The sequence below is a fragment of the Clostridium cavendishii DSM 21758 genome, assembly GCF_900141845.1.
In the GTDB taxonomy this organism is placed as follows: Bacteria; Bacillota; Clostridia; order Clostridiales; family Clostridiaceae; genus Clostridium_AG; species Clostridium_AG cavendishii.
The window spans coordinates 83491-100823 of record NZ_FQZB01000011.1 but is presented as its reverse complement, the minus strand read 5'-3'; the positions used below and the strand labels follow the sequence as shown (position 1 = coordinate 100823).

The following is a 17333-nucleotide window of genomic DNA, read 5'->3' as shown; positions in this document are numbered from 1 at the left end:
AAAATGAAATGTTATGGAAAAGATAGTTCAGCTATCTTTTCCATAAAAATAAAATATTATCAATAATTTAACAAAAATATTAATGAAAAGTATTGAAAAAGAGTCCTAATTATAATATTATAATTAGGAAGTATTAATTAAAAATGTGTAAATGATTACAGGAAATTTAAGGAGGAGATTAGATGGAATATGTAGTAGAGATGCTTAATATCCGTAAAGAATTTCCAGGTATTGTAGCAAACGATAATATTACACTTCGTCTAAAAAAAGGGGAGATACATGCACTATTAGGAGAAAACGGTGCAGGGAAGTCCACTTTAATGAGTGTTCTATTTGGTATGTATCAACCTGAAAGCGGTTCTATAAAAGTAAGAGGTAAAGAAGTAAAAATAACAAATCCAAATGTAGCAAATGATCTTGGTATAGGAATGGTGCATCAGCACTTTAAATTAGTTCATAATTTCACAGTAACAGAAAATATAATACTAGGATGTGAACCTAAAAAAGGTTTAGTAGTAGATAGAGAATCAGCAGCAAAAAAAATAGCCGAATTATCAAAACGTTATGGATTAAATGTAGATCCTTATGCAAAGATAGAGGACATTACAGTTGGTATGCAACAACGTGTTGAAATACTAAAAATGCTTTATAGAGATGCTGAAGTTTTAATATTTGATGAACCTACTGCTGTTTTAACTCCTCAAGAAATAGAAGAATTAATGAAAATAATGAAGAGCTTAACAGATGAAGGGAAATCTATAATTTTAATAACTCATAAATTAAGAGAAATTAAAGCAGTTGCGTCTGAATGTACAGTAATTCGTAGAGGAAAATATATAGGAACCGTAAATGTAAAAGAAACAAGTCAGGCTGAAATGGCTGAAATGATGGTAGGAAGAAAAGTTTCTTTTAAAGTAAATAAGAAAGAAGCTAACATAGGAAACTGTGTATTAAAAGTTGAAAACCTTTCTGTAATGAATAATAAAAATGTCTTAGGACTTAAGAATTTTTCATTAGAAGCACATGCAGGTGAAATTCTAGGTATTGCAGGTGTTGAAGGAAATGGACAAACAGAATTAATAGAAGCTATTACAGGACTTAGAAAAATAGAGTCAGGTAATATAATATTTAAAGATGAGAATATAACTGACATTAATGTTCGTTCAAGAATAGATAAGGGAATAGCTCATATTCCTGAAGATAGACATAGAAGAGGCTTAGTTTTAGATTATACTATGGAAGATAATATGGTGCTTGAAGTTTATAATCGTGAGCCTTTTTCAAAAAATGGATTATTAAATAGAGAAGCAATAAGAAGCTATGCAAATAAAATAATAGAAACATTTGATGTTAGATCAGGTGAAGGTGGAGCTTCAAAAGCTAGAACTTTATCAGGTGGTAATCAACAAAAAGCTATTATAGGTCGTGAAATTGAATTAGGACCAGAACTTCTTATAGCTGTACAACCTACGAGAGGTCTAGATGTTGGATCAATAGAATATATCCATAAGAGACTTATAGAACAAAGAGATATGGGAAAAGCAGTTTTACTTGTATCACTTGAATTAGATGAAATATTTAACTTATCAGATAGAATTGCCATCGTAAATGGTGGTGAACTTATAGGAGTTGTAAATACTGCTGAAACTAATCAAAATGAAGTTGGTCTTATGATGGCTGGAGTTCAAGGAGGGGAAAAATAATGAAAAAACAAGGAGTTATATCTCTTCTTGCTGTAGTATTAGGACTTATTGCAGGAGCTATATTAATGGCTATCATGGGGCATAACCCTATTGAAGGCTATAAATATATAGTAGAAGGTGGTCTTAAAAATTCAAAAAGAATAGGCGATACTTTAGCTACAGCAACACCTATAATACTTACAGGATTATCAGTAGCCTTTGCATTTAAAACAGGACTTTTTAATATAGGAGCAGCAGGTCAAATGCTATTTGGAGGTTTTTGTGCTACTGCAGTAGGATTAACATTAAAATTACCTTCACCAGTACTTTTACCAATAATGGTCCTTTCTGGTTTATTGGGAGGAGCTTTATGGGCCTTCATACCAGGTATATTAAAAGCAAAATTTAATGTTCATGAAGTTGTATCAACTATAATGATGAACTGGATATCATATTGGGTTGTGTATTATACAATTCCAGCTTATTTTAAGGGCGAAAGCTTAGAAACTGAATCAAGACAATTATCAGATGCAGCATCATTAGCTGCACCATGGTTATCAAAATTATTTGGTGGCTCGTTTATAAATTACGGAATAATAATAGCTATATTAGCAGTTATAATAATTTCATTTATACTTGAAAAAACAGTTTTAGGATATGAATTAAAAGCTGTTGGTTTTAATAGAGATGCAGCAGAATATGCAGGTATCGCAGTAAATAAGAATATTGTATTATCAATGATGATATCAGGAGCACTTGCAGGACTTGCAGGAGTTATCCAATACACAGGTAATGCTATAAGCATGCAAATAGGTGTGCTTCCAAATCAAGGATTTGATGGTATAGCAGTTGCATTATTAGCTGCAAATGCTCCAATAGGAGTATTATTCTCAGCAATATTCTTTGGATTATTATATACAGGAAAAGGTTTTATGAGTGTAAAAACAAGTATTCCACCTGAAATTGCAGAAACAATAATGGCAACTATAATTTACTTTGCAGCAACTAGCGTTTTAATAGAACGTGTTATTGATAAACTGAAAAAAAGAAAAATACAAGGTGCCATAGAGAAAAAACAAAAGGAGGGCAAATAATATGTGGGAAATCATAAAGCAAATTTTTCCATATGCTATTACTTTCACAATACCTCTTTTAATAACTGCCCTAGGTGGTCTTTATAGTGAAAGAAGTGGAGTTGTAAATATAGGTCTTGAAGGATTGATGGTTGTAGGATCATTTTCAGGAGCTTTAGTAATATTCAAATTACAAGATAAAATGCCAAATAGTTCAGCGCCTTTATGGATTGGATTAGCAGTGGCTATGATTATAGGAATTTTATTTTCTTTATTACATGCAGTTGCAAGTATTAATTTAAATGCAAATCAAGTAATAAGTGGTACAGCTATAAACATGATAGCTGGAGCTTTAACAGTATTTTTAGCAAGAAATATGACTGGTAGTGGTAATATAAGAGTTAAGCAAGGACTTTTACCAATGGATATACCAGGACTTTCTAAAATACCAGTTTTAGGACCATTACTTTTTACAAACACATATTTAACTACTTGGATAGTTTTAGCTATATTAGCTATATCAGCTTTCATACTTTATAAAACTTCTTTTGGTATGAGATTAAGAGCTTGTGGTGAACATCCTCAAGCAGCTGATGCAGCTGGTGTAAATGTATATAAAATGAGATATATTGCAGTTATGATTTCAGGTGCTTTTTCAGCATTAGGAGGAGCAATAATTCTTGTGACTTATGCTGGTGAGTTTAATGGTGGAGTTGCAGGTCTTGGATTCTTAGCTTTAGCAGCTTTAATATTTGGACAATGGAAACCACTTGGAATATTAGGTGCAACATTATTCTTTGGCTTTGCAAGTACTATAGCAAACGTATCACAGGTTATACCTGCTTTATCACAAATACCAGGAGTAATACTTAAGAGTTTCCCATATATAGTTACTCTTATAGCTCTAGTAGTATTTTCTAAATCATCACAAGCTCCAAGAGCTGCTGGTGAGCCATTTGATAAAGGAAAGAGATAATAAAAATAAATATTATAGATTGTTAATAAAGAATATCCTGAAGTTTAACTTTAAGGATATTCTTTTTTTTAAGATTTTTGTAATTATTTGCTGGAAAATAGTTAAAAGTTGATGACACTTTTTTATAAAGAAACTCATAATTTAAGAAAATTAACTTTAAATTTTTATGATTAAGTTATAGTAGCAGACATATATGGTTAATATGAATATAAAATATTATGTGAATGAAACATTCATGTAACAAGTAAATGGTAGAATTATAATGTAAAGTAAATAATGAGGTGAAAATATGGCAAGTAAGATTTTAGTAGTAGAAGATGACAATAGTATAAGGGATATGCTTACCTTTGCTCTTGAAATAGAAGGTTTTAAAGTGAATAGCGCTATAAATGGAAAAGAAGCAATAGAAAAATTTAATGAATTTAATCCGGATTTAGTGTTATTAGATTTAATGTTACCTGATATAAATGGATTTGAATTGTGTAGAAAAATGCAGAAACAGATGGAAATACCAATAATTATGGTTACTGCTAAAAATGATATTGTAGATAAAGTGTTAGGTTTTGAAATAGGGGCTGATGACTATATTACTAAACCATTTCATATAAAAGAGGTAATAGCTAGGGTTAACAAGGCGTTACAAAGGGATGCTAAAATTAAAAGAAATACTCCTGATAGTAATAGAATAAAGATTTCAAGTAATGTTTATATAGACAATATTGGTAAAGTTATTGTTAAAAATAATGAGGAAATAGTTTTGAGACCTAAGGAATATGAGGTGTTACAATTATTAGCTACAAATAAGGGAAGAGTTTTTTCAAGAGAAGAGCTTTTGAACAAAATATGGGGATATGACTATTTTGGAGAAGCTAGAACTGTAGATGTTCATATTAGAAGAATTAGAGAAAAAATTGAAGCAGATGGAGAAAAGTACATAGAAACTGTATTTGGCATGGGATATAAGATGAGGTAATTTCAATGAAGAATAAAAAACTTAAAAATAAAATTTTAATAAGGGTAGGACTTCTTCTTATAATAGCAGGTATAATTTTAAATTTAATTATAAAAGGAATTATAGAACATAATGAGTCAAATGTAATAAAAAATGATATAAATATTAAAAAAAATAATTCTATAGATATGATAGAACAATTTTTTGTTATAAATGATAAACCTTTAAATGAAGAAAATTTAGTGTTTTATTCAGCAGAAATTTGTAAGAAACTTTCTAATTATTTTAATGCAACAGTAGGGATCTATGATATAAATGGTGAGTTTGGAAATAAAACCATAGTAGGAACAGAAGATAAAAGTATAAATGAGCATATTATTAAGGCAAAAAGTAATAAGTCATATATAGTGTTTAATGATAAATTAGATGATAATAAAGCATATTTTGCTTATCCATTATATATAAAAGGGGATTTTTTAGGAATAGTAGAAATCATTCCAGAGTATAAAGAATTAATGAAAAATAATAAAAGTTTGTATTATTTATTTACAATAACAGAATTTATATTTGTTTTTCTATTATTAATTTTTATATATTTAATTATTTCAAGATCTACCAAAGGATTAGAGGATTTACAAAAGGGAGTTAAAGAGGTTTCAAAGGGAAATTATAATTATGAAATAGCAGTTAAAAAAAATGATGATGAAGTAGAAGAACTTGCTAAAGAATATAATGAAATGAGAGATAAGATAAAGAGGCAAATAGGGGATATTCATAATTTTGAAAATTCAAGAAGAGAATTTTTTTGTAATATAACACATGAACTGAAAACACCGTTAACGTCAATTACTGGTTATGCTGAACTTTTAAAAGATAACTATTATAATGATATTCTAAGGGACAGGGCAATATCGTCTATGATTTCAGAAAGTAATAAATTAAATAATATGATTTGTAATATTTTAGAGGCATCTAAGGGACAGGTTTTGTGTAAAAGCAATGAGACAATACAAGTTGGATTATTACTTAAAGAAACAATAGAGGAAATGAAAATAAGATTAAACTACAAACATATAAGTATTGATTTTAAAATAGAAGATTGTAATATAATTGGTGTTGAAGATGAGATAAAGAGTGTATTTATAAATATTTTAGAAAATGCTATTAAGTATTCTAAAGATGATGAAGAGATTAAAGTTATTACAAAAATAATAGATTCATTTTATGAAATACAAGTTATTAATAAAACATTAAACTTAGATGATAATTTTAAGTATAGAGCATTTGAACCTTTTGTAAGAGGTGAAAACTCCTTAAACGATGATAGAGGAAATGGGTTAGGGCTTTATATTTGCAAATACATAATAGAAGAGCATGGTGGAAGTATAAAAATGGATATAAAAAATAATGAAGTTAAAATTAATATACGTTTAATAGCTATGTAATATTTGGTAATTTTAATGAAATAGTTTATTGCTACTATTTACTTACCAAGAAATTTAATGAAAATCAATTTAAGTTGTTGGTAATTTAATAGAAGTGGAGGATAAGAAGTGAAAAAATTATTTATAGTAGTGGTTTTAATAATTGTAAATTTAACAGCTTTTAACTTACAGGGATGCAAAAATAGAGAGATAAAGGTATCTGATAATGTTAAGGAAGAAACTAAAAAGATAGAAGAACTTAAAAAAACTAAAACTGAGGTGGTTTTAGATAAAGAAGCAAAAATATTAGAAAATCTTATAGTTGTAACGTATAAAGATGATGAACATATTATTGCATTTGAAGGAATTAAAAATGGAAAGAAGTTTTATAATATTAATTTAAAAGAAAATAAAAAGGAAGAATTAAAGTTTGACATAGAGATAATAGCGGTATTAGGATCAGAAGAAAATGGAACTATAATTGTAACGGACGGTGAATATATATATTCAATAGATAAAGATACATTTAAGGTTGAAAAACTTTTACAAAATGAAAAGAGCTTAGATATAGACAAAATAAGAGAAGAGGCAATTTGTACTCAACAGCTTATTTCTAAAGGTTATATAGGTTATTTCAATAAGTTTATTGAAAATAGTGGTGGACTTTCAACTTATGAAATTATAAACTTAAAGACTGGGAAAAAATATGAGATAAAAAGATATAATGAGAGATTTTTTTATAATATCTTAATATCTGAGCCGTATGTTTATTATAGAAGTAGTAATACAGTAAATAGGTTAAATCTTAATACTGGAGAGATAAAAACGGTAAAAAATATAAGGAATCCGGGATTAATAAATGTATTAAATGATGATTGTATAGCCATAAATACGGTAGCTAAACAAGGTGAAGTATGTGGTTTATTTAAGCTTGATTTTTCTAATGATAATTTAACTAAATTTGAAGAAATAAATCAAAAATTAGATTCTAATAGTTATTTTAGTGTAGAGAGTATAGATGTTAAAAATAATTTAGTATATTATACTGAAAGATCAGAAGATGTCGGAAAAGAGTCTTTCAATAGAAGTTTATTAGTTGGTATTTTAAACGGAGATAAGATAGACATTAAAAACAAAATATTTAAAAATAATGAATGTGAAAAAATGGAAATGTTTAAAGTGATAAATAATTTAAAAAACCAAAATAAGGCAATTGTTACTTTAATACTTAAGCAGGATATTAGTAGTTATGTTAATGGAGGTTTTGTTCCAACTAAAAATTATATAGTAAAATAGATATAAATTTGAACAAGCTATACTATACATTAGTATGGCTTATTTTTTAAGTTGAAAAAAATGTTGATTTATAGGATAATTAAGGTGGAAACTTTTACAGAAACTTAAAAGCAATATAAGCCATTGAATTTAAAATAGTAAGGTGAATATTATGAATATGAATTTTAATTTGAATTTAACTCAAGAGCAGAAACTAATAATGACTCAACAAATGCAGTTGTCAATAAAGCTGCTTCAAATGTCAAGCTATGATTTAAGAGAGTACATAGATAAAGAATTTTCAGAGAATCCTGTTTTAGAAGCTCAAGAAGGAGAGAGTCAGGAGGAAGTTAAAACACAAGATAGAATTGATTATAAGGAGTTTATAAAATATCTTGAATTTGATAATTATGGCTCTCAAAGTTATGGAGATTATAATAGTGATGAAGATGTAAGTCCATTTAATTTTATAACAAATGAAAAGTCTCTAAAGGAATACCTTCATGAGCAAGTTCTAGAGATTGATGAAAATGAATATATAAAAGTTATAGCAGATTACATAATAGAGAATATAGATGGTAGAGGTTATTTAGATGCAACTGTAGAAGGTATGTCTAAGGAAATAAAAACAGAGGTTAAATTTATAGAGGAAGCTCTAGAATTAGTACAATCATTAGAACCTAATGGAATAGGGGCTAGGGATTTGAAAGAATGTCTAATGATACAATTAAGAAATGTTGGTATGTTAGATGAGCCTTTAGAATTTATAATAGAAAATCATTTGGAGGATATAGGAGATAATAGATATCAAGCTATAGCAAAAGCAATGAGTATAACACCACAAAAGGCTCAAGAATATGGCGATGTGATAAAAAAATTAGAACCTAAACCTTCTAGAGGCTATTATACTGGCGAAGAAGTTAAATTCATAGTGCCTGACGCTTATATAAGAAACATAGATGGGGAATATTTTATAATTATGAATGAAGAAGTGGTTCCAAGATTATCTATAAACCCAATCTATAAAGAAATATTAACAAATACAAAAGATGAAAATGCTACGGAGTATGTTAAAGATAAATTAGGAAGTGCTATGTTTTTAATAAAAAGTATAGAGCAAAGGAAAAGTACACTGCATAAGGTTTTAGAAAAAATATTAGAAAAACAAAAGGAATATTTTGAAAAGGGTGAAAAGTATCTAAAACCTATGACTTTAAAAGAAATAGCTGAAGCTATAGAAATGCATGAATCGACTGTCTCTAGAGCGATTCGCGAGAAATATGTTTTAACTTCTAGGGGAACTGTTAAAATTAAGGATTTATTTACAACAGGAATTACTAAACAAAGTAACTCACAAGCTGTAGAAGGTGAAGATGTAACAGTTATAAACATAAAGAAGGCAATAGAAAAGCTTGTAAACGATGAAAATAAGAAAAAACCATTATCAGATCAGATAATATGTGATAAATTAAATGAAATGGATATCAATATATCTAGAAGAACAGTAGCAAAGTATAGAGAAGAGCTTGGTATTAAATCATCAAGTAAAAGAAAAAGATTTTAAAATTTGCAAGTGTAGGATTATGAATCTTAAAAATAATAAAAGGTGTCTATAAATATTTTGAACTGCTTTTTATCAAGTAAAAAGATGGGGGCAATTTAAAGTGTTTATAGACATTTTTATATATAAATTAATTATTAAAAGTATAAGTTATAAATAATATGGGTTAATATGATTTTAATTTGGATAAAATATAAATGATAAAATAGTAAAATAATCATGACAAATTGATAAAAAAAACTTTTAAAAATATATTTAATGATTTATAATAAGTTGGTGGGACATAAATTTAATACATGGGACTATATATGACCAAAGGAGTGTTTGGATTGCAGGATATATTAAAATTGCAAAAACTAATAGTTCCTGAGATGGTTGATTTATTGGAAAAGAGGTATATAATACTTAGAACTATCTATTATAATCAACCAGTTGGACGTAGAGTTTTGGCTAATATGCTAGGACTAGGAGAAAGAATAGTAAGAACAGAGATAAATTTTTTAAAAACACAAGAGCTTATCGAAATAAATACACCAGGGATGTCTGTTACTAATAATGGAGAAGTTGTTTTAGAAAAACTAAAAGAATTTATTCATGAGATTAAAGGTCTTTCTGAAACTGAAGAACAAATAAGAAAAGCTTTAGGGATGAGAAAAGTAATAATAGTTCCAGGAAATGTTAGTGAAGATGCTAATATATTAAATGAATTAGGTAAGGCAGCTGCAAATTATGCAAAAGCAATTATTAAGAATAAAGATATTGTGGCTCTTACTGGAGGAAGTACTATAAAAGAAGTTGTGGATAGTTTTCCTAAAGTTAGCGGTCTTAATGATATATTAGTAGTTCCTGCTAGAGGTGGTATGGGTAGAAAAGTGGAAACACAAGCCAATACTTTAGCTGCAAGGCTAGCAGAAAAACTTAATGGAAATTATAAACTTTTACATGTACCTGAAAATCTAAATTGGCAAGTGTTAGAGACGCTTACTAAGGAAGATGAAATACGAGAAGTAGTAGCTACAATACACAAAGCTAATATTCTTATTTATGGAATAGGAAGAGCTGACAATATGGCTAGAAAAAGAGGCTTATCTAAAGCTCAGCAAGAAGAACTTTTAAGACTAGGAGCAGTTGGTGAGGCTTTTGGTTGTTATTTTGATAAAAACTCAAATGTGGTTTCTGTAAGTCCTACCCTAGGAATTAATTTAAATGATATTAGTAAAATATCAACACATATAGCTGTTGCGGGAGGTGCCGATAAGGTAGACGCGATTTTGGCTACAGAGCTTAATAGGGAACAAGGAGTGCTGATTACAGATGAAGGTGCTGCAATGGAAATTATTAAGTTTTTGAATTTAGATGCATAAATAATAAGATGAAAAACCAAAATAGAATAGTAGAATTAAAAAAAAGTACAAAAGTTACTTAATAATCCGGGAAAAAATTCAAATAAATTGAAAATAAGGGATGATAAGTAAAAATAATGATTTATTTTAAATATTTTATGATTTTTTTTGAAAAAAGTATTTAAAATTCCAATTAAATATTCTATAATAATAAATGTGGGACAAATTTATTATTAATGGGACATTAAATGACCAGATTTAATAAACGCTAAATAGTCAAAAATATTTTTTAAAAATATTTTATATATATTAAAATCTTAGGAGGTAATTTTTAATGGCAAATGTTAAAGTAGCAATTAATGGTTTTGGACGTATTGGACGTCTTGCATTCAGACAAATGTTTGGTGCAGATGGATATGAGGTAGTTGCAATCAACGACTTAACAGATCCTAAAATGTTAGCACACTTATTAAAATATGATTCATCTCAAGGTAGATATAACGAAACAGTAGAAGTTAAAGAATCTTCTATAGTTGTTGGTGGAAAAGAAATAAAGATTTATGCAGAAGCAAATGCTGCTAAACTTCCTTGGGGAGAAATAGGAGTAGACGTAGTACTTGAATGTACTGGTTTCTATACATCAAAAGCAAAATCTCAAGCACATATCGAAGCAGGTGCTAAGAAAGTTGTTATATCAGCTCCAGCTGGTAACGATCTTCCAACAGTTGTATTCAATGTAAACCACAATATATTAACTGCTGATGATAAAATAATATCAGCTGCATCATGTACAACTAACTGTTTAGCTCCTATGGCTAAAGCACTTAACGATTTCGCACCAATTCAAACTGGTATCATGGCTACAATCCATGCTTATACTGGAGACCAAATGGTATTAGATGGTCCACACAGAGGTGGAGATTTCAGACGTGCTAGAGCAGCAGCTGTAAATATAGTTCCTAACTCAACAGGAGCTGCAAAAGCTATCGGATTAGTTATTCCAGAATTAAACGGAAAATTAATAGGAGCTGCACAAAGAGTTCCAGTTCCAACTGGTTCTACAACAATATTAACTTCAGTTGTAAAAGGAAAGAATGTTACAGTTGAAAGTATAAATGCAGCTATGAAAGCAGCAGCTGATGAATCTTTCGGATATAATGAAGATCAAATAGTATCTTCTGATATCGTTGGAATAAGATTTGGTTCTTTATTCGATGCAACTCAAACAATGGTTACTCCAGTTGGAGAAGATTTATACCAAGTTCAAACAGTTTCTTGGTATGATAACGAAAATTCATACACTAGCCAAATGGTTAGAACAATTAAGTACTTCGCTAGCTTATAGAATTTAGTCTGTAATTAAGTTAGTAATAAATAAAAGAATTATAGGTCTGGTTTTGTAGTTTGGGCTATAAGGCCAGACCTTTTTCAATAAGGTGTATTCTTAAAAATAATAGATCAATTAACTTGTCTCTATTATTTTCTTAATATATTTAAATAAAAATTTTTATATGAGGTGAATTAAATGAGCTTTAACAAGAAAACTATTGAAGACATACAAGTTAAAGGCAAGAAAGTATTAGTAAGATGTGACTTTAACGTGCCACTAAAAGACGGAGTTATCACTGACATAAATAGATTAACTGGAGCACTTCCAACTATAAAATATTTAACTGAAAAAGGAGCTAAAGTTATACTTTGCTCACATTTAGGTAAAGATGCTTCTAAATCATTAGCACCAGTAGCTACAAAGTTAACTGAAATGCTTGGAAAAGAAGTTGTTTTTGCAAGAGATGAAGAAGTTGTTGGAGCAAATGCTAAAAAAGCTGTTGCTGATATGAAAGATGGAGACATCGTTTTACTTGAAAACACAAGATGTAGAAAAGAAGAAACTAAGAATGTAGAAACTTTCTCAAAAGAATTAGCAAGTCTTGCTGATATATTTGTTAACGATGCATTCGGAACAGCTCATAGAGCTCACTGTTCAACAGTAGGAGTTACTGAGTTCGTTGATACAGCTGTATGTGGATACTTAATCCAAAAAGAATTAAAATTCTTAGGAGAAGCTGTAAATAGCCCAGTAAGACCTTTCGTTGCTATATTAGGTGGAGCTAAAGTTTCAGATAAGATAGCTGTTATAAATAACTTATTAGAAAAAGTTGATACTTTAATAATAGGTGGGGGAATGGCTTATACATTCTTAAAAGCTCAAGGATACGAAATCGGAACTTCATTAGTAGAAGCTGATAGAATTGACTACGCTAAAGAAATGATAGAAAAAGCTGCTCAAAAAGGAGTTAAATTCTTATTACCAGTAGATCACAGAGTTGCTACTGAATTTAAAGATGTTGCTCCTGTAGTTACAGAAGATCAAAATATTCCAGCTGGACACATGGGTCTAGACATAGGACCTAAGACTGAAACTATATATGCTGAAGCTATAAAAGATGCTAAAACAGTTATATGGAATGGACCAATGGGAGTATTCGAATTCGAAAACTTTAACAAAGGTACAGTAGCAGTTGCTAAAGCTATGGCTGATGCTGATGCTACAACAGTTATAGGTGGAGGAGATTCTGCTGCAGCTGTTAATATATTAGGATTCGGAGATAAGATGACTCACATATCAACTGGTGGTGGAGCTTCTTTAGAATTCTTAGAAGGAAAAGAATTACCAGGAATCGTTGCATTAAACGATAAATAATAAATATTTTTTTAAGATATTTGGTTTTTGATCTTTTGGTCAAAAACCAATATTTTGAGTTTAATAAATATAAATTGAAATAATAATATGAGGTGAAAGATATGAGAAAAGCAATTATCGCTGGAAACTGGAAAATGCACTATACTCCAGAAGAAGCTGTTAAAGTTATAAATGAATTAAAACCATTAGTAAAGGATGCTACTTGTGATGTAGTAGTATGTCCAACATTTGTTTGTTTAGATGCTGTATTAAAAGCAGTAGAAGGATCAAACATTAAAGTTGCTGCACAAAATATGCACTTTGAAGAAAAAGGAGCTTTCACAGGAGAAGTTGCTCCAGGAATGCTTGAAGCTATGGGAATTAGCTATGTTGTTTTAGGACATAGTGAAAGAAGAGAATACTTCAACGAAACTGATGAAGCATTAAACAAAAAAGTTAAAGCTGCTTTTGCACATAACTTAACTCCAATCCTTTGTTGTGGAGAATCTTTAGAACAAAGAGAAAATGGAACAACTAATGCAGTAGTTGGAGCTCAAATAAAAGCTGACTTAGAAGGATTATCAAAAGAATTAGCAGAAAAAGTTGTTATAGCTTACGAACCAATCTGGGCTATAGGAACAGGAAAAACTGCTACTGATGAACAAGCTAATGAAACAATAATGGCTATAAGAGGCGTTGTTTGTGAAATGTTTGGAAAAGAAGTTGCTGATAAAGTAAGAATCCAATACGGTGGATCAGTTAAGCCAAACACTATTAAAGCTCAAATGGCTATGTCAGACATAGATGGTGCTTTAGTTGGTGGAGCTAGCTTAGTTGCTACAGACTTCTCTAAAATAGTAAACTTCTAATATTAAAGGTGCATATTGTGCACCTTTTTTGTATCCTTATTAAAGATTTAATAGCTTCATTAGATAAGTAGACTTATTAATTAATTTTATAATATCAAATTTGTTAAGTTATATATGAGTTTAAATAGATTTATTATAACTTAAAGTGTAAAATCTTTTAGGATGTGTAGAATGGATAGAAAAAGAGATTTAGGAAATATAGAAAATTTGAAAATAATAACTCTAATAAATATAATCATAAATATCATATTTAATTTAATAATTATATTTGATATTAATATAAAAGAGTTAAAAAACATTAATCCAATTTATAATGTGAACATACTAGGATATTTGCTTTTTAATATAGTACTTACTATGATTGCTGTTATGATTATAGTTGAAAATAAAAATTGGGAAAATAAGTATAGAATAAATGCTGGAATTGTTAAATATGGTATTTTTCAGATTATATTATTAATATATTGTATCTGGGCCATTTTTATTAAAAAGGATGATTTGTTTATTGATTCATCAATAAAACTAGCTATATCATATTTTCCATTATTAGTTACATTAATTGCTAAGGATGTATTTAATGAAAATGATAGAAGAATAGCTTGGCAAAAGCAAGTTGGTACTTATAAGGAAAGAAAGGCAAAGAACTTCTTTTGGAGATTTAAAATATATTTTGGAGACAAGAATTATAATATAAACAGGAAAGATATATTTGAAAAAGCCTTTAGCTGGTTAATTATTAGAATTGTAGTAATTTTGTTTATTGGTTATCCTATATTCAAAGAAAGAGTAATTTTTAAGGAATTGTTATTGCATGTTGATTTTAAAAATGATTGGACATATTTTATTTTAGGAATTTTTATGTTTATGATATCCTTAATAGCTACAATTCAAATTATTTTGTTTATAATAGATTTTATATTTAATTTAAATACAAGATTTATAGGTGAGTGTAAGGAAGCAACTTTTTATTCAAAAAGTAGTGAAAGTAATGAGTATTATACTTATATAATTACGGATTTTAAAAATAAGAAGGAAATAAAAATAAATTCAAAATTTGATTTATACAATGAAGGACAAACTGTTATGGTAACTCATACAGTTTTTACAAAAATAGTTTTAACACACTCATAAAATTATTTTTGAGAAAATTCAAATAAATTTTTTTGCAAATGTTTACGTAATATGCTATTTAGTTGTGAATTAATAATAATTATAGTATAATAAAAAGGAAAATAATCAAAGATAATAATATAAAAATGTCGAAAAAGTTTTAGATACTTGGAGGGAAATTATGGCTAAAAAACCTGTTATGTTAATGATATTAGATGGCTTTGGAATAGCTCCAAAACAAGATGGAAACGCGGTTGAAGCTGCTAATAAACCAAATTATGATAAATACTTTACAAAATATCCTCATTCAAAACTACAAGCTTCAGGAATGGATGTAGGTCTTCCAACAGGACAAATGGGTAACTCAGAGGTTGGTCATTTAAACATAGGTGCTGGAAGAATAATATATCAAGAATTAACAAGAATAACTAAGGCTATAGAAGATGGAGATTTTTTTGATAATGAAGTTTTAAATAATGCTATAAACAGTGCTTTAGAAAAAAAATCCGCATTACACCTAATGGGATTATTATCAGATGGTGGAGTTCATTCACATATAGAGCATTTAAAAGGGCTTTTAAAGCTAGCTAAAAAAAGAGGGCTTGAAAATGTATATGTTCATGCATTTATGGATGGAAGAGATGTTCCACCTTCATCAGGTAAAGATTTTATAATAGAACTTGAAAACGCAATGAAAGAAATTGGTGTAGGTAAAATAGCTACAGTTAGTGGTAGATATTATGCTATGGATAGAGACACTAGATGGGAAAGAGTTGAACTTGCATACAATGCTATGGTTCTTGCTAAAGGAGAAACTGCTTCATCAGCTGTGGAATGTATGGAAGCTTCATATCATGACAATAAAACAGATGAATTTGTTTTACCATGTGTAATACAAGAAAATGGACATGAGGTTGCAAAAATACAAAATGGAGATTCAGTAATATTCTTTAACTTCAGACCAGATAGAGCTAGAGAAATAACTAGAGCTATAAATGATAAAGAATTTGCAGGATTTAAAAGAGAAACTTTAAATCTTAAGTTTGTATGTATGACTCAATATGATAAAACTTTAGAAGGGGTAGAAGTAGCATATAAGCCACAAACTATAACTAATACTTTAGGTGAAGTTGTAGCGGCTAAAGGATTAAATCAATTAAGAGCGGCTGAAACAGAAAAATATGCTCATGTAACTTTCTTCTTTAACGGTGGTGTAGAAATACCAAATACTAATGAAGATAGGGCTCTTGTAAAATCACCAGAAGTAGCAACTTATGATTTAAAACCAGAAATGAGTGCTTTTGAGTTAACTGATGAAATAATAGCAAGATTAGATTCAGATAAATATGATATGGTAATTGTAAACTATGCTAACCCAGATATGGTTGGTCATACAGGAGTATTTGAAGCAGCTAAAAAAGCTATTGAAGCTGTAGATACATGTTTAGGAAAAGTTGTAGAAAAAGTATTAGAAAAAGAAGGTACAGTATTTATAACTGCAGACCACGGTAATGCTGAAATAATGATAGATTATTCAACAGGAAGTCCAATGACTTCACATACAACTGAACCAGTTCCATTTTTATGGATATCAAAAGATGCTGAAAATGGTGCTTTAGAAGAAGGAAAACTTTCAGATATAGCTCCAACAATGCTTAAGGTTATGGGTGTAGAAGCTCCAGCTGAGATGACTGGAAAAAGTTTAATAAAATAATTGCTGAAAAACTCTATGGAATAAAAGCTCCATAGAGTTTTTTTACTTATCTTATATATAAATATTAGAAAGAACAGCAGTTTGTAATTATGAATCTCTCTTCCCACCAAATAAAAGATACATTACAGGTGATTGGAGAAAGACCGTCTAGACTTTGTACTTGCACAAGGAAAGAACCACAACTTGGACATATAAACACACCTTCAACTTCTTTAGTTATAGAACTAAATGGAGGTATGACTAACTGTAGAATATTTTTATTGTTTAAGTTGCTAGTATTAAGTTTATCAGCTGATATTAATTTACACCTTGGACATATTCTTGGACGAATTGAAGTATCAGTAGGGCTTACATTAGTGGCTAAGTTAACACAAGCATTATTTGGTATGGAATTAAGGCAAAGATTAGCTACACATGGAGTAGAAGAAAGGTTGCAAACTGTAAATTCATTTAAAAAACAATTTACACAAGATGATCTTGGATTTATTAAAGCTGCAAAACATGTTTGATTTGCAGAGGCTGTTAAATCTGGAGATAAGCCAGCAAAGCATTTTCCAGTAACTGATTTAACAAAAGCTGGAGAATTGGCTTGAGTTTCTATCAAATTATTAGGTGCATTAAACAAAATTGGATTAGAACGCAAAGAATTACAATTACACATATCTAATCGC

At 29.1% G+C, this 17333-nt stretch carries 14 protein-coding genes; 13 read left to right on the top strand and 1 reads right to left on the bottom strand.

All coding sequences use genetic code 11. The annotated features are described in order from the left end of the window. Nucleotides 1-182 precede the first annotated feature (182 nt). From BUB01_RS13245 to gpmI, 13 genes are all read left to right on the top strand, one after another. Entirely contained in the window at nucleotides 183-1703 is a 1521-nt protein-coding gene (locus BUB01_RS13245) for an ABC transporter ATP-binding protein (RefSeq protein WP_072988567.1), read from the top strand. Beyond that, nucleotides 1703-2776 (top strand): ABC transporter permease, encoded by a 1074-nt coding sequence (locus tag BUB01_RS13240; RefSeq protein ID WP_072988564.1) that lies wholly within the window; start codon nucleotides 1703-1705, stop codon nucleotides 2774-2776. The genes BUB01_RS13245 and BUB01_RS13240 overlap by 1 nt, the downstream gene beginning before the upstream one ends. Before the next feature lies 1 nt (nucleotide 2777). Then, entirely contained in the window at nucleotides 2778-3731 is a 954-nt protein-coding gene (locus BUB01_RS13235; protein ID WP_072988562.1) for an ABC transporter permease, read from the top strand. Between the two features lie 289 nt (nucleotides 3732-4020). Then, nucleotides 4021-4704, top strand: a complete 684-nt coding sequence (locus tag BUB01_RS13230; protein ID WP_072988559.1) for a response regulator transcription factor — start codon at nucleotides 4021-4023, stop codon at nucleotides 4702-4704. A gap of 5 nt (nucleotides 4705-4709) precedes the next feature. Then, nucleotides 4710-6128 carry a sensor histidine kinase gene (locus BUB01_RS13225; protein ID WP_072988556.1) on the top strand — a complete coding sequence of 473 codons (1419 nt, stop codon included), beginning with the start codon at nucleotides 4710-4712 and terminating at the stop codon, nucleotides 6126-6128. 108 nt (nucleotides 6129-6236) lie between these two features. After that, nucleotides 6237-7403 (top strand): hypothetical protein, encoded by a 1167-nt coding sequence (locus BUB01_RS13220; protein WP_072988552.1) that lies wholly within the window; start codon nucleotides 6237-6239, stop codon nucleotides 7401-7403. Nucleotides 7404-7560: 157 nt separating this feature from the next. Next, entirely contained in the window at nucleotides 7561-8946 is a 1386-nt protein-coding gene (gene rpoN, locus BUB01_RS13215; protein WP_200802869.1) for an RNA polymerase factor sigma-54, read from the top strand. A gap of 326 nt (nucleotides 8947-9272) precedes the next feature. Further along, nucleotides 9273-10307 carry a sugar-binding transcriptional regulator gene (locus BUB01_RS13210; RefSeq protein WP_072988547.1) on the top strand — a complete coding sequence of 345 codons (1035 nt, stop codon included), beginning with the start codon at nucleotides 9273-9275 and terminating at the stop codon, nucleotides 10305-10307. 313 nt (nucleotides 10308-10620) lie between these two features. Then, nucleotides 10621-11631, top strand: a complete 1011-nt coding sequence (gene gap, locus BUB01_RS13205) for a type I glyceraldehyde-3-phosphate dehydrogenase (RefSeq protein ID WP_072988543.1) — start codon at nucleotides 10621-10623, stop codon at nucleotides 11629-11631. Nucleotides 11632-11811: 180 nt separating this feature from the next. After that, nucleotides 11812-12990, top strand: a complete 1179-nt coding sequence (locus tag BUB01_RS13200) for a phosphoglycerate kinase (protein WP_072988540.1) — start codon at nucleotides 11812-11814, stop codon at nucleotides 12988-12990. Between the two features lie 101 nt (nucleotides 12991-13091). Beyond that, on the top strand, nucleotides 13092-13838 hold the full coding sequence (gene tpiA, locus BUB01_RS13195) for a triose-phosphate isomerase (protein ID WP_072988536.1): 747 nt from the start codon (nucleotides 13092-13094) through the stop codon (nucleotides 13836-13838). Between the two features lie 171 nt (nucleotides 13839-14009). Then, a complete protein-coding gene (locus BUB01_RS13190) occupies nucleotides 14010-14969 on the top strand; it encodes a hypothetical protein (RefSeq protein WP_072988533.1) in 960 nt (319 codons plus the stop codon). Nucleotides 14970-15129: 160 nt separating this feature from the next. Beyond that, the gene (gpmI, locus tag BUB01_RS13185; protein WP_072988529.1) at nucleotides 15130-16662 is read left to right on the top strand and encodes a 2,3-bisphosphoglycerate-independent phosphoglycerate mutase; all 1533 of its coding nucleotides are present in this window, start codon (nucleotides 15130-15132) and stop codon (nucleotides 16660-16662) included. Nucleotides 16663-16726: 64 nt separating this feature from the next. Here the strand turns inward: gpmI and BUB01_RS22930 are convergent, their stop codons facing one another. Further along, entirely contained in the window at nucleotides 16727-17323 is a 597-nt protein-coding gene (locus tag BUB01_RS22930; protein WP_143152495.1) for a DUF6143 family protein, read from the bottom strand. Nucleotides 17324-17333: the final 10 nt, after the last annotated feature.

What these genes read in the sequence shown, in the direction of transcription:
- BUB01_RS13245 (WP_072988567.1), top strand. Translation starts at nt 183, where the DNA reads ATGGAATATGTAGTAGAGATGCTTAATATCCGTAAAGAATTTCCAGGT.
- BUB01_RS13240 (WP_072988564.1), top strand. Translation starts at nt 1,703, where the DNA reads ATGAAAAAACAAGGAGTTATATCTCTTCTTGCTGTAGTATTAGGACTT.
- BUB01_RS13235 (WP_072988562.1), top strand. Translation starts at nt 2,778, where the DNA reads ATGTGGGAAATCATAAAGCAAATTTTTCCATATGCTATTACTTTCACA.
- BUB01_RS13230 (WP_072988559.1), top strand. Translation starts at nt 4,021, where the DNA reads ATGGCAAGTAAGATTTTAGTAGTAGAAGATGACAATAGTATAAGGGAT.
- BUB01_RS13225 (WP_072988556.1), top strand. Translation starts at nt 4,710, where the DNA reads ATGAAGAATAAAAAACTTAAAAATAAAATTTTAATAAGGGTAGGACTT.
- rpoN (WP_200802869.1), top strand. Translation starts at nt 7,561, where the DNA reads ATGAATTTTAATTTGAATTTAACTCAAGAGCAGAAACTAATAATGACT.
- gap (WP_072988543.1), top strand. Translation starts at nt 10,621, where the DNA reads ATGGCAAATGTTAAAGTAGCAATTAATGGTTTTGGACGTATTGGACGT.
- BUB01_RS13200 (WP_072988540.1), top strand. Translation starts at nt 11,812, where the DNA reads ATGAGCTTTAACAAGAAAACTATTGAAGACATACAAGTTAAAGGCAAG.
- tpiA (WP_072988536.1), top strand. Translation starts at nt 13,092, where the DNA reads ATGAGAAAAGCAATTATCGCTGGAAACTGGAAAATGCACTATACTCCA.
- BUB01_RS13190 (WP_072988533.1), top strand. Translation starts at nt 14,010, where the DNA reads ATGGATAGAAAAAGAGATTTAGGAAATATAGAAAATTTGAAAATAATA.
- gpmI (WP_072988529.1), top strand. Translation starts at nt 15,130, where the DNA reads ATGGCTAAAAAACCTGTTATGTTAATGATATTAGATGGCTTTGGAATA.
- BUB01_RS22930 (WP_143152495.1), bottom strand. Translation starts at nt 17,323, where the DNA reads ATGTGTAATTGTAATTCTTTGCGTTCTAATCCAATTTTGTTTAATGCA.